Consider the following 12913-nt stretch of genomic DNA (forward strand, 5'->3'; position numbering starts at 1 on the left):
ATCTATTCTGTCAACATGACAACGAAGAAGACCGCCCCTCTGTGGCTTCCGGCCGCGGACGCCCTCGAGCTGATGCAGGTACGCCCGCAGACGCTCTACGCGAGCGTGAGCCGGGGCCGCATCCGCGCCAAGCCCGATGCGGCGGACCCGCGCCGCAGCCTCTATCACCGCGACGACGTGCAGCGCATCGCGGCCCGCGCGCGGGGCCGGCGCAGCGTCGAGACGGTGGCGAGCGAGGCGATCCAGTGGGGCGAGCCGGTGCTGGCCTCGGCGGTCTCGACGGTGGCCGAGGGGCGGTTGCTCTATCGGGGGCAGGACGCCTGCGTGCTGGCGGAGCAGGCCACGCTGGAGGATGTGGCGGGGCTGCTGTGGGAGAGCCCGCCGCCGCGTTTCGCGGCTTCGTCCGCCCTGACCTTGCCCGGCGGCACGCAGGCAGCGCCTCTTCAGGCCGGCCTGCTCGCCCTGGCGTCGCGCGCTGCCACCGACCTCCCATCGCGCGGCCGCTCGCGCAGCGTGCTGCAGGCCGAAGCTGCGGACGTGATCGGCGCGCTGGCCGATGCCATGCTGGGCACCGCACCTGCCGCACGCGAGATGCCGCTGCACATGCGGCTGGTCACGGCATGGCGCCGGCCCCGCGCCGCCGACGACCTGCGCCGCGCGCTGGTGCTGCTGGCCGACCACGAGCTCAATGCCTCGACCTTCGCCGCGCGCGTGACGGCATCGACCGGTGCATCGGTGGCCGCCTGCCTGCTCACGGGCCTTTCCACATTGACCGGACCGCTGCATGGCGGCGCATCGGCAGCGGTGCAGGCGCTGATGCGCCATGCGTCGGACATCGGCCCCGAGGCCGCGGTGCGCGAATGGCTCGCGCACGACCGGCCGCTGGCGGCTTTCGGACATCCGCTCTATCCGGGTGGCGACGCGCGCTGCGGCGCCCTGCTCGCGAACATCGAACTGCCGCCCGCCTTCGAGGAATTGCGCGGCATCGGCGAGAGACTGCTGGGCGAGGCTGCGAACATCGATTTCGCGCTGGCAGCCCTCGCTGCCGTGCACAAGCTGCCACCGGGCGCGCCGCTCACGCTCTTCGCGCTCTCGCGCACGGTCGGCTGGACTGCGCACGTGCTGGAGCAGCAGACCGCCGGGCAGTTGATCCGTCCGAGGGCCCGCTACACGGGCCCCATGCCCGGCACGGCCGAAGCGATCAGTGAGTCGCGGTTTCCCGCGCGTGCGCGAAGGCCTTCGTCATCTCGCGGTTGAAGGCAGGCAGGTCGTCCGGCTTGCGGCTGGTGACGAGGCCGCGGTCGACCACGACTTCCGAGTCGCTCCAATGCGCGCCCGCGTTCTCCAGGTCGGCATGCAGCGAGGGCCACGAGGTCATCTTGCGGCCCTCGACGCCGCCGGCGTCGATCAGCGTCCAGGGCCCGTGGCAGATCGCCGCGATGGGCTTGCCAGCCTCGACGAAGGCGCGCACGAACGCGACCGCCTTCTCGTCGATGCGCAGCGCGTCCGGGTTCACGACGCCGCCGGGCAGCAGCAGTGCGTCGAAGTCGCCGGGCCTCGCATTCTTCAGCGGCACGTCGACGGGGAAGCTGTCTGCCGGGTCGTGATGGTTCCAGCCGCGCACGCGCCCGACGGGCGAGACGATCCGCGTCTGCGCGCCGGCGAGATCGAGCGCCTTGCGCGGCTCGGTCATCTCGACCTGCTCGAAGCCGTCTGACACGAGGATGGCGACCTTCATTCCATCCAGCGAGGATGACGATGTGGTGGTCTTGGGCATGGGTGAAATCTCCTTGAAAGCCCTTCACCCTAGGTCCGGCATGCGCCGGCCGCATCGTCCGGCGCCGGCTCCGCCTGTCGGACAGTTCGACGGCCGGCAAACTTCATTCACGAAGAATGTGCAGCCGCCAGCCGCGAGCCGCTACTTGTCGAGCCCCGCGAGGCAGACGTACTTCACCTCGAGGAAATCGTCGAGCCCGTACTTCGAGCCCTCGCGCCCGAGGCCCGACTGCTTCACGCCGCCGAAGGGCGCCTCGGCGGTGGACACCAGCCCGGTGTTCACGCCCACGATGCCCGATTCCAGCGCCTCGGCCACGCGCATGATGCGGCCGATGTCGCGCGCATAGAAGTAAGAGGCCAGACCGAACTCGGTGTCGTTCGCGGCGGCGATGGCCTCCTCCTCGGTGTCGAACGCGAAGACCGGTGCCAAGGGCCCGAAGGTCTCCTCGCGCGCGAACAGCATGTCGGCCGTGGCGCCGCCGATCACGGTGGGCTCGTAGAAGAGGCCGCCCAGCTTGTGGCGCTTGCCGCCGGTGAGCACCTTGCCGCCCTTGGCCACCGCATCGGCCACGTGCTCCTCGATCTTCTCGACCGCCTTGGCGTCGATCAGCGGGCCCTGCGTGACGCCGGGCTCGGTGCCGTCGCCCACCTTCAGCGCCTCGACCTTGGCCACGAGCTTGCGCGTGAAGGCCTCGAGCACGCCGCGCTGCACGTAGATGCGGTTGGCGCACACGCAGGTCTGGCCGGTGTTGCGGTACTTGGAGACCATCGCGCCTTCGACGGCCGCATCCACGTCGGCGTCGTCGAACACGATGAAGGGCGCATTGCCGCCGAGTTCGAGCGACAGCTTCTTGATGGTGTCGGCCGACTGCTTCATCAGCGTGCGGCCCACTTCGGTGGAGCCGGTGAAGGTGAGCTTGCGCACGACGGGGCTGCGCGTCATCTCGCCGCCGATCTTGCTGGCCGAGCCGGTGAGCACCGACAGCAGGCCCTTGGGCACGCCCGCGCGTTCGGCCAGCTCCGCAAAGGCCAAAGCGGAGAACGGCGTCTGCGTGGCGGGCTTCACCACCATCGCGCAGCCGGCCGCGAGCGCGGGGCCGGCCTTGCGCGTCAACATGGCGGTCGGGAAGTTCCACGGCGTGATGGCGGCCGTCACACCCACGGGCTGCTTGAGCGCGAGGATGCGGCGGTCGGCCTGCGGCGCGGGAATGGTGTCGCCGTACACGCGGCGCGCCTCCTCGGCGAACCATTCGATGAACGAGGCGGCGTAGGCGATCTCGCCACGGCTCTCGGCCATGGGCTTGCCCTGCTCGGTGGTCATGATGAGCGCGAGGTCGTCCACGTTGGCGAGCATCAGGTCGTTGAGCCTGCGCAGCACGGCAGAGCGCTCCTTCGCCGGCACCTTCGCCCACGCGCGCTGCGCGACTTCGGCGGCGGCGATCGCGCGCGCGGTCTCATCGGTGCCGCACATCGGCACGGTGCCGATCTGCCGGCCGTTGGCGGGGTTGGTCACGGCGACGGTGGTGCCGTCGTCCGCATTCACCCAGGCGCCGGCGATGTAGGCCTGCTGGCGCAGCAGGGTCGGGTCTTTGAGTTGGATGGGCATGAGGTGATGGATCGGGTGGTCAGGTCTGCAGGGCAGCGGCAAGGATGTCGAGGCCTTCTTCGAGCACGGCATCCTCGATGGTCAGGGGAAACAGGAAGCGGATCACATTGCCATGCACGCCGCAAGTCAGCAACAGCAAACCCGCGTCGCGGGCCCGGGCTTGCACCTGCTTCGCGAACTCGGGGTCGGGCGCGCCGCCGGCACCTGCGAACTCGACGGCCACCATCGCGCCCAGGCCGCGAACGTCGGATATCTGCGGCACCTTTGCGCGCAGCCCCTCGAGGCGCGCCTTGAGCCGGTCGCCCAGCACCTGCGCGCGCTCGCACAGCCTTTCTTCCTCGATCACGTCCAGCACCGCATGCGCCGCGGCGATGGCGAGCGCATTGGCCGCATAGGTGCCGCCGAGCCCGCCGGGTGCGGGAGCGTCCATCACCCCGGCACTGCCGCAGACCGCCGACAGGGGCGTGCCGCCGGCAAGGCTCTTGGCCATGGTCATGAGGTCGGGCACCACGTCGTGATGCTCCATGGCGAACCACTTGCCCGTGCGGGCGAAGCCGGTCTGGATCTCGTCGGCGATCAGCAGGATGCCGTAGCTGTCGCAGATCCGGCGCAGCGCGCGCACGAATTCCCTCGGCGCGGCGTAGAAGCCGCCCTCGCCCTGCACCGGCTCCAGGATGATCGCGGCCACCTGCTCCGGCTCGATGTCGGCCTTGAACAGCCGCTCGATGGCGCGCAGCGAATCCTCGACCGACACGCCGTGCAGCGCCACCGGCGCGGGCACGTGGAAGATGCTGCCGGGGAAAGGCCCGAAGCCGGTCTTGTAGGGCGCGACCTTGCCGGTCAGGGCCATGCCCATGAAGGTGCGGCCATGGAAGCCGCCGCCCAGTGCGATCACGCCGGGCCGGCGGGTGGCCGCGCGCGCGATCTTGATGGCGTTCTCGACGGCTTCTGCGCCGGTGGTGAAGAAGGCAGTCTTCTTGGCGTGGGTGCCGGGCGTCAGCCTGTTGATGCGCTCGGCCAGCGCGACGGTGCTTTCGTACGGCACCACCTGGTAGGCGGTGTGGGTGAAGCGGTCGAGCTGGGCGCGGATCGCCTCGACCACGCGCGGATGCCGGTGGCCGGTGTTGAGCACCGCGATGCCCGAGCCGAAGTCGATGTAGCGGCGGCCTTCCACGTCCCACAGCTCGGCGTTGAGCGCGCGGTCCGCGTAGATGGGAAAGCCGATGCCTATGCCGCGCGGCGTGGCGGCGATGCGGCGCGCGTCGATGGCGGCGTTGGTCATGAGGGTCATGCGTGTTTCCTTCCTTCTGTCTTTTCTGTCGAGGTTCAATGGCCGCCCGGGGCGACCATGCGGTGGCGGATCTGGTCGGCGACCACGGCCACGATCAGCAGCGCGCCCAGCACCACCATCTGCAGGTACGAGCCGACGCTGGCCAGGTTCATGCCGTTCTGCACGAGGCCGATGAAGATCGCGCCCATCACCACGTTCGGCACCCGGCCGATGCCGCCGCGCAGGCTCACGCCGGCGATCACGCAGGCAGCGATGGATTCGAGCGCGACGGTGCCGCCGAGGTTGGCTTCGCCGGTCTCGACGCGCGCCGTCAGCAGCAGGCCGCTCACGGCCGCCAGGCCGGCGCACAGCAGGTAGGCCATCAGCAGCACGCGGCGGGTCTCGATGCCCGAGAGCGCGGCCGCCTTGGCGTTGCCGCCGACAGCCAGCAGGTGCGTGCCGGTCGGCATGCGGGCCATGAGCACGCCCATGCCCGCGACGCACACGGCCGTGACCAGGATCGGTATCGGGATGCCGAGCAGCGTGCCGAAGCCGAACAGCTCGCTGAACTCGCCCGGCATGCCCGACACCGGCACGCCGCCCGTGAGGAACAGCGCGAATCCGAAGCCGATGGACTGCACACCCAGCGTGACGATGAAGGGCGAGACGCCGATGAAGGCCACGCCGATGCCGTTGATCAGCCCCACCGTCAGGCCGGCAAGCAGCCCGCAGGCGCAGCCCGCGACGATCACGACCCAGGTCGCGTCGGGCAGGGCAGCGCCGAAGTACTGCATCGCCAGCGCGGAGACCACCGAGGTGATGGCCATCACTGTGCCGACCGAAAGATCGAAGCCGCCGGTCACCAGCGCCAGCATCTGGCCCAGCGACACCAGGATCAGGTAGACCGACTGGCGCAGCAGGTTCACGAGGTTCTGCACCGTGAGGAACTGGTCGGACAGCATGCTGAACACCGCGAAGGCGATCACCAGCATGAAGGGCAGCACGCCCAGGCGCAGGAACAGGCCGCGCAGCAGCCCGAGGAGACGGCCGCCGGGGCCGATGGCAGGTGCCGCGCTGGCGGTCACGGTGGAGGACGAAGTCATGACTCTCTTTCGCTGGAATCGAAGAACAGGTTGAGTACGCGGGCCTCGCCGATCGCATCGCCCTGCAGCTCGCCGGCGATCTCGCCGCGGCGCATCACGTAGACGCGATGGCTCAGGTGCAGCACCTCGGGCAGGTCGGACGAGATCACGACCACCGCCGCGCCGCTTTCGCAGAGCTTGCGGATCACCTCGTAGAGCGCGCTGCGGGTGCCGATGTCCACGCCGACCGTGGGCTCGTCGAATACATAGAGCGCGGCATCGCGCGTCATGCCCTTGCCGAAGAGCACCTTCTGCTGGTTGCCGCCCGAAAGCAGTGCCACCGGCCTCTCGAGGTTGCGCGGCGCGAGCTCCACGCGTTCGGCCGCCGCCGTGGAAAGCCGGCGGCCAAGGCGCTTGCGCAACCAGCCGCCGTGCCCGCGCAACGGTCCGTGCACCAGCGGCAGCGTGATGTTGGCGCGCGAGGTGAAGCCGAGCACCAGCCCCTCGCCCTTGCGGTCGGGAGGCAGGTAGAAGAGGCCCTCGTCGAGCATCCGGCGCACCTTCGCGCCGGTGCGCGGCTGGCCCTTGAACAGCACGCGGCCCGAGGTCACGGGGTCGAGCCCGCAGATCGCGCGGAACAGTTCCGACTTGCCGCAGCCCACCAGCCCCGCCAGCCCGACCACTTCGCCGCGCCGCACCGTGAGGCTCGCGCCGCGCACGCCGTTGGGCGAGACCAGCCCTTCGACCTGCAGCACCACCTCGCCGGGGTTGGACGCGATGCGGGGGTAGATCTGCTCGATCGCACGGCCGCTCATCAGCTCGATCAGCCTGTCGGCGCTGGCCGCTCCGGCTTCCACGGTCGTGACCTTGCGGCCGTCGCGCAGCACCGTGATGCGGTCGGCGATCTGCGCGATCTCCTGCATGCGGTGCGAGATGTAGACGATGCCCACGCCGCGCGCCTTGAGCCGCGCCACCAGTTCGAACAGGCGCTGCGCCTCGGTGTCGGTCAGCGAGGCGGTGGGCTCGTCGAGGATGAGCACCGATACGTCGCCGCGCAGGCCCTTGGCGATTTCCACCATCTGCTGCTGCGCGCGCGTGAGGCCCGAGACCGGCGCGTCGACATCGATCCCGAAGCCCAGGTCGTCCAGCATCGCGCGGGCCCGCTCGCGCACCGCCGCGCGGTCGAGCATGCCGGCCTTGCGCGGCTCCTCGCCCAGGCTCAGGTTCTGCGCGACGGAGAGCGTGGGAATCAGCGAGAACTCCTGGAACACCGCGCTGATACCGCAGCGCCTCGCGTCGTGCACGCTCGCGAATCTCACGGGCCCGCCCCGCATTCGGATCTCGCCCGCCGACGGTACGTTGGCGCCTGCCAGCAGCGAGATCAGGGTGGACTTGCCGGCCCCGTTCTCGCCGAACAGCACGTGCACTTCTCCGGCGCGCAGCTCGAAGTCCATCGCGTCGAGGGCCAGCACGCCGGGATAACGCTTGCCGAGGCCGACGGTCTGCAACAGGAGGGCGGAGGACATCGAATGCGGCCTTACTTGACCTCGAACACCGGCTTGAAGCCCGGCGGCGGCAGGATGTCGTCGAGCTTCACGCCCTTGATGTTGCTGCCGTCGACCACGAAGATCTTCGGGCCGACGTGCTTCACCACGTCCTTGTTCTCGAGCAGGCGCACCGCCTGGTCGACCGCGATGCGGCCCTGGATCACCATCGAGTCGGCCGGCGACGCCACGATGCGGCCCTTCTGGATGCCCTCGTACACGCCCGGCGTCATGTAGAAGGACAGCACCTGCACCTTCTTGTCGAGGCCGCGCGAACGCAGGATGCCGGTGGCCGCCTCGGCCGTGACCGCGGTGCCGGCCACATAGGCGATGTCGGGGTTGCCCTGCAGCACGTCCTCGACCAGCTTGGCCTGCGCCTCCTTGCCCGTGTCGCCGTACTTCGGGTCGAGCGCCACCACGGCGCTGCCCTTGATCGCGTCCATGAAGCCCTTGTGCGCGGCCTCGACCCAGCCCGCTCCGGCCGGGCCCGGGAACCAGCCCAGCTTGACGGGCGGCGAACCGGCCGGATGCTTCTTCGCGAGGTACTCGCCCGTCGAATGGCCCATCGTGTAGAACGACACCAGCGACTTGGCCGACAGGTCGGGCGAGCTGATGCCGTTGACCAGGTCGATCACCGGCACCTTCTTCGCGGCCGTGGCCTTGATCACGTTGTTGAGCCCGTCGCCCGAGATCGCGCCGATGATCACCGCGTTGGCGCCACGCGCCACGCAGTCCTCGATCTGCGAGACCTGCTTGCTCAGGTTGGTGTAGCCGCCCGCGTCGGCCACCTGCAGCTTCACGCCCTGGCGCCTGGCTTCCTCGATGACGCCGTAGTCCACGCCGAGCCAGTAGGCGTCCTTCATGTGCGGGAACGACACGCAGATGTCCCACTTCTTCGAGGCCTTGGCCAGGGGCGTGTAGTCGATGGGCTTCTTCGTGCCCTCGGCCGAGAAGGCAGGCTCGGTGGCCTCCGCCTTGTAGGGAAACCAGTCGGCGGCCAGGGCCGCGCCGTGCCACAGCAGGCCGGTGGCGGCGAACGAAGCGGCGATCAATGAAACGCGCAGGGGCGAGCTGTTCATGAAGAACTCCTTGGGTGACAGCGGTGAAAAAAGAAGGAAGGGAGCCGCGGCTCAGGCCGCGAGCGAAGCGCGCAGGCGGTCGATCCGTCGTCGCCGTTCGGCGCGGGCTTCCAGCGCCCGGGCCATGTCGACCTCGACGAAGCGGGCCTTGTGGTTCGGCTGCATCTGGGCGATCAGGTCCATGTCGGCGCTGATCACGGTGCCCACCATCGCGTAGCCGCCGCCGGAGACCGCATCGCGGTGCAGGATGATCGGCTCGCGTCCGCCCGGCACCTGGATCGAGCCGTAGGGATAGCCCGCGTCGACGATGTTCGACGGATCGTCGCCCGCGCCGAAAGGCGGCTTGCGGTCGATGAACTGCAGCGGCGTGCCGTTCTTGTAGCGGTAGCCGATGCGGTCGGCCTCCGAGCCGACGGACCAGGTGTCGGCGAAGAAGCTGCGCACCGACACCTCCTGCAGCCGGTGGAAATAGATGCCGGGCAGCACGCGCAGCTCCACTTCCTTCGCCAGCACCGGCAGCAGCTCGACAGGCACGCCACGGCCCGGCCGCGCACGCGGAGACGGCGTGCCGACCGGCAGCCTGTCGCCGGCCAGGAGCTTGCGGCCGTTGAAGCCGCCGAACGCGCCGAGCCCATAGGTCGAACGGCTTCCAAGCACCACCGGCACGTCGATGCCGCCGGCCACCGCGATGCACATGCGCGCGCCGAGCTTCATGAAATCGAACCCCAGCACGTCGCCGGCCTGCACCGCGAAGGATTCGTTGCGCGGCATCTCGTTGCCGTTGAGCTTGACCTTGGCGTCGGCGCCGGTCACCGCCACCAGCGCGGGCGCGTCGAACCGCAGCTCGGGGCCCAGCAGCGTGGTTTCGATGACCGCCGCGCCTTCGTCGTTGCCCACCAGCAGGTTCGCGAACACCAGGCTTTGCTGGTCGAGCGCACCCGACAGCGGGATGCCGAGGTTGTAGTAGCCGGGGCGGCCTGCGTCCTGCACGCTGGTCGCGAGGCCGGGCTTGAGCACTTCAATCGCCATGGAGCACCTTCAGGAGCTGTTGGTTGTAGCCGTCCGGGTCGGCCAGGAATTCCTTGAGCGAGAACGACACCGGCGCGATGCGCAGCGTGAAGGTGCCGGCCTCGACCTCGGCGATCTGCCTGTCGTACTCGGCGCGGTCGATGGGCTTCCACTTGACGATGTCGCCGGGCTGGAAGAACACCATCAGGTCCTTCAGGTAGGACAGGCGCTGGGCCGGGTCGAAGATGGGCGCCGGCGTGACGCCGAACATCTGGTAGCCGCCCGCGCCGCGCACCGAGTAGATGCAGCTGAAGCAGCCGCCGTGGCCCAGCGTGAGTTTCGGCGTGTCAGTGCGTGGGCTCAGGTACTTGGGCACCTGGATCTGCCGTTCGCGATCGACCATCTGGAAGAGAAAGGGCAGGCCTGCCACGAAGCCGACCATCGACACGAACCACGGCGCCGAGGAATGGGCTTCGATGAAGGCCTCGACCGAGGCGTGCCCGTTGATGCGCGCGGCGTATTCGATGTCGGTGCTCGACGGGTCCTGGTGGCGTTCGCGAAAACGCATGAGCGTCTCGTGCGTCCACGGGTCGTTGTAGAGCACCGGTATCTCGACGATGCGGGTCTGCATCTGCAGGTCGGCCTCGCCGAGACCGGCCTCGATCTCCTCGAGCGTGGCGAGCAGCGCGTCGGGCGCGATCACGTCGGGGTCGAAGCGCACGAGGTAGGCCGCATTGGCCGGGCAGATCTCCGTGACGCCAGGCAGGGCGCGGCGGCGCAGCTCGTTGCAGATGGCCATGCCCTTGAAGAAAGCGGGCAGCGACATCTCCTCGCTGATCTCGACGAAAAGGTGCTCGTCGCCGCCGAAGCTGTAGCGGGCCCGTGCGGGCAGGGTGGTTGCAGCAGTCATGCGGGCACCTTCACTGGAGGGACAGAGACGGGGACAGCGGCATCGGCGAGCGGCCTGGCCGCCAGCCATGTTTCGAGAAAGCCGGTGTGGAAGGCGGCCCCGGCCACGTCGGCGTCGTCGCACAGCGCGCGATGCAGCGGGATCGTGGTGTGGATGCCCTCGACCCTGAGTTCGCCCAGCGCCCGCCGCATGCGGCTCAACGCACCGGCACGGTCGGTGTCGTGCACGATCAGCTTGCCGAGCAGCGAATCGTAGTACGCGGGCACGTTGCAGCCCGGGAACAGCATGGTGTCGAAGCGCACGCCCGGTCCGCCCGGCACGACGAGCTGCGACACCAGGCCCGGGCTGGGCATGAAGTTCTTCGCCGCGTTCTCGGCATTCACGCGCACCTCGATGGCCGCGCCGGTCAGCCGGATGTCCTCCTGCCTCAGCCGCAGCGGCTGGCCGAGCGCGATGCGCAGCATCTCCTTCACGAGATCGACGCCGGTGATCATCTCGGTGATCGGGTGTTCGACCTGGATGCGGGTGTTCATCTCGATGAAGAAGAACTCGCGCGTGTCGTCGTCGTACAGGTACTCGAGCGTGCCGGCGCCGCGGTAGGCCACGGCATTGGCGAGCCGCAGCGCCGACTCGCACAGCGCGGCGCGCGTGGCTTCGCCGATGGCGGCCGAGGGCGCTTCTTCCCACACCTTCTGGCGGCGGCGCTGCAGGGAGCACTCGCGCTCGAAGCAATGCACCACGCGCTGGCCGTCGCCGAGGATCTGCACCTCGATGTGGCGCGCCTTGCGGATGAAGCGCTCCAAGTAGACCTCGCCGTTGCCGAAGGCCGCCAGCGCCTCGGCCGTGGCGGTGGCGAACTGCTGGCGCAGCTCGGCCTCGTCGTGCGCCACGCGGATGCCGCGCCCGCCGCCACCGGCGGAAGCCTTGATCATGATCGGATAGCCGATGTCCTTCGCGACCTCGACGGCGGTATCGGGATCGGTCACCACGCCCGCGCTGCCGGGCACCGTGGGCACGCCCGCCTTCATGGCGGCAGCGCGCGCCGCGGCCTTGTCGCCCATGGTGCGGATCGCATGCGGCGTCGGGCCCACGAACACGAGGCCCGCGGACTCGACGCGCTCGGCGAAGTCGGCGTTTTCCGAGAGGAAGCCGTAGCCGGGATGCACCGCGCCGGCGCCGCTTTCGGCGGCCGCCTGCAGGACGGCATTGACGCTCAGGTAGCTCCTGGTGGCATGCGCCGGCCCGATGCGCACGGCTTCGTCGGCCATCTGCACGGCGAGGCTCTGCGCGTCGGCGTCGCTGAAGACGGCGACCGTCTTCAGCCCCAGTTCTTTCGCGGCGCGGATGATGCGCACCGCGATCTCGCCCCGGTTGGCGATCAGCAGCTTGTCGAATGCAGCGTTCATGGGCAGCGGTCTCACGTCGTTTCGATGACGGCCAGCACCTGGCCCGGATCGACAGGCTCGCCGTTCTCCACCGCAAAGCGCTGCAGGCGACCGGCCGCGTCGGCGGTGACTTCGCTGAACTGCTTCATCACTTCGACCAGGCCCAGCACGTCGCCCACGGCCACCACGTCGCCTTCGGCCTTGAAGGGCGGCGCGTCGGGCGCCGAACGGCGATAGAAGGTGCCCGGCAGCGGGCTCAGGACTTCATGGGTAGCGGGCATCGATGCACTCCTGGAATAAGAACGACGGAAAGAAAAAGCGCGGTCAGGCCCCGGCCCGTGCGGCAAGGCCGGCAACGCGGATGCCGTGGTCGGCCAGAGCGCGCCGCGTGGCCTGCACCAGCGCGAGCGCACCGGGCGTGTCGCTGTGGATGCAGACCGAGTCGAAGCCGATAGCAACATCCTTGCCTTCGACCGTGCGCACCAGGCCCTCGGTGCAGGCGCGCACCACCTTGGCCGCCACGGCGTCGGGCTCCAGCGCACCGACGCGCCGCGTGAAGACGATGGAGCCGCTCAGGTCGTAGTCGCGGTCGGCATAGAACTCGCGCACCACCGGCTGGCCAAGCTCGCGGGCCACCCGGTACGTGACGGACGCTTCCATGCAGAACAGGCGCAGCGTGGGTTCGATCTGCTGCAGCGCCGCGACCAGCGCGCGCGACAGGGCCTCGTCGCGCGCCGCATGCATGTAGAGCGCGCCGTGCGGCTTGATGTGCTGCAGCTCCATGCCGGCGAGCCGTGCGAACTCGCGCAGCGCGCCCAGCTGGTAGACCATGTCGTTCACCAGTTCGTCGGCCGGTGCGGCGATGTGGCGGCGGCCGAACCCCACCAGGTCGCGAAAGCCGGGATGCGCCCCGATGCCCACGCCGTGCTCGCGGGCCAGCAGCACCATCCTGCGCATGATGTTCGGGTCCCCCGCATGGAAGCCGGTGGCGATGTTGGCCGAGCTGATCAGCGGCATGAGTTGCTCGTCGACACCATCGCCGATGGTCCAGGGGCCGAAGCCTTCGCCCATGTCGGAATTCAGATCGATCAGCGTCTTCTTCACGTCTCGCAGCCTTTGTTCAGTGGCATCGCCGAAAAGCGGCAATGCAGGACAGGGCGAAGATTAGTGAGCGGTCGAAAGACCGAAAAGCATTGTTTTCGAGTGACCCGATATCTGAAAAACAGATTCGTCTGCGGCGCGGATTGGGCGCT

The 12913-nt window shown here is 69.2% G+C and carries 12 protein-coding genes; 1 reads left to right on the top strand and 11 read right to left on the bottom strand.

The annotated features are described in order from the left end of the window. Positions 1 to 15: 15 nt before the first annotated feature. Positions 16 to 1257: a citrate synthase gene (locus tag SFB74_RS31350; RefSeq protein ID WP_432728266.1), complete on the top strand. Its 1242-nt coding sequence runs from the start codon at positions 16 to 18 to the stop codon at positions 1255 to 1257. Here SFB74_RS31350 and SFB74_RS31355 read toward each other — a convergent pair. The 11 genes from SFB74_RS31355 to SFB74_RS31405 all read right to left on the bottom strand — a co-directional run bounded on the left by SFB74_RS31355 (position 1202) and on the right by SFB74_RS31405 (position 12764). Continuing rightward, positions 1202 to 1777 (bottom strand): type 1 glutamine amidotransferase domain-containing protein, encoded by a 576-nt coding sequence (locus SFB74_RS31355; protein WP_432728267.1) that lies wholly within the window; start codon positions 1775 to 1777, stop codon positions 1202 to 1204. The genes SFB74_RS31350 and SFB74_RS31355 overlap by 56 nt on opposite strands. Positions 1778 to 1918: 141 nt before the next feature. Next, positions 1919 to 3382, bottom strand: coding sequence for an NAD-dependent succinate-semialdehyde dehydrogenase (locus tag SFB74_RS31360; RefSeq protein ID WP_432728268.1), 1464 nt, complete (start codon positions 3380 to 3382; stop codon positions 1919 to 1921). A 19-nt stretch (positions 3383 to 3401) separates the two neighbouring features. Then, positions 3402 to 4664, bottom strand: coding sequence for a 4-aminobutyrate--2-oxoglutarate transaminase (gabT, locus tag SFB74_RS31365; RefSeq protein WP_432732029.1), 1263 nt, complete (start codon positions 4662 to 4664; stop codon positions 3402 to 3404). 44 nt (positions 4665 to 4708) lie between these two features. Next, positions 4709 to 5755, bottom strand: a complete 1047-nt coding sequence (locus tag SFB74_RS31370) for an ABC transporter permease (RefSeq protein ID WP_432728269.1) — start codon at positions 5753 to 5755, stop codon at positions 4709 to 4711. Next, positions 5752 to 7260, bottom strand: coding sequence for a sugar ABC transporter ATP-binding protein (locus tag SFB74_RS31375; protein ID WP_432728270.1), 1509 nt, complete (start codon positions 7258 to 7260; stop codon positions 5752 to 5754). The genes SFB74_RS31370 and SFB74_RS31375 overlap by 4 nt, the downstream gene beginning before the upstream one ends. 11 nt (positions 7261 to 7271) lie before the next feature. Beyond that, a complete protein-coding gene (gene torT, locus SFB74_RS31380; protein ID WP_432728271.1) occupies positions 7272 to 8357 on the bottom strand; it encodes a TMAO reductase system periplasmic protein TorT in 1086 nt (361 codons plus the stop codon). A gap of 51 nt (positions 8358 to 8408) precedes the next feature. Next, positions 8409 to 9386 carry a biotin-dependent carboxyltransferase family protein gene (locus SFB74_RS31385; protein WP_432728272.1) on the bottom strand — a complete coding sequence of 326 codons (978 nt, stop codon included), beginning with the start codon at positions 9384 to 9386 and terminating at the stop codon, positions 8409 to 8411. Beyond that, positions 9376 to 10275 carry a 5-oxoprolinase subunit B family protein gene (locus SFB74_RS31390; RefSeq protein ID WP_432728273.1) on the bottom strand — a complete coding sequence of 300 codons (900 nt, stop codon included), beginning with the start codon at positions 10273 to 10275 and terminating at the stop codon, positions 9376 to 9378. Before SFB74_RS31390 ends, SFB74_RS31385 begins: the two co-directional genes overlap by 11 nt. Then, positions 10272 to 11681 carry an acetyl-CoA carboxylase biotin carboxylase subunit gene (locus SFB74_RS31395; protein WP_432728274.1) on the bottom strand — a complete coding sequence of 470 codons (1410 nt, stop codon included), beginning with the start codon at positions 11679 to 11681 and terminating at the stop codon, positions 10272 to 10274. Before SFB74_RS31395 ends, SFB74_RS31390 begins: the two co-directional genes overlap by 4 nt. An 11-nt stretch (positions 11682 to 11692) precedes the next feature. Continuing rightward, on the bottom strand, positions 11693 to 11941 hold the full coding sequence (locus tag SFB74_RS31400) for an acetyl-CoA carboxylase (RefSeq protein ID WP_416490674.1): 249 nt from the start codon (positions 11939 to 11941) through the stop codon (positions 11693 to 11695). Between the two features lie 43 nt (positions 11942 to 11984). After that, entirely contained in the window at positions 11985 to 12764 is a 780-nt protein-coding gene (locus tag SFB74_RS31405; protein ID WP_432728275.1) for a 5-oxoprolinase subunit PxpA, read from the bottom strand. Between the last annotated feature and the right edge of the window lie 149 nt (positions 12765 to 12913).

The organism is Variovorax xiamenensis (assembly GCF_050916385.1).
In the GTDB taxonomy this organism is placed as follows: Bacteria; Pseudomonadota; Gammaproteobacteria; order Burkholderiales; family Burkholderiaceae_C; genus Variovorax.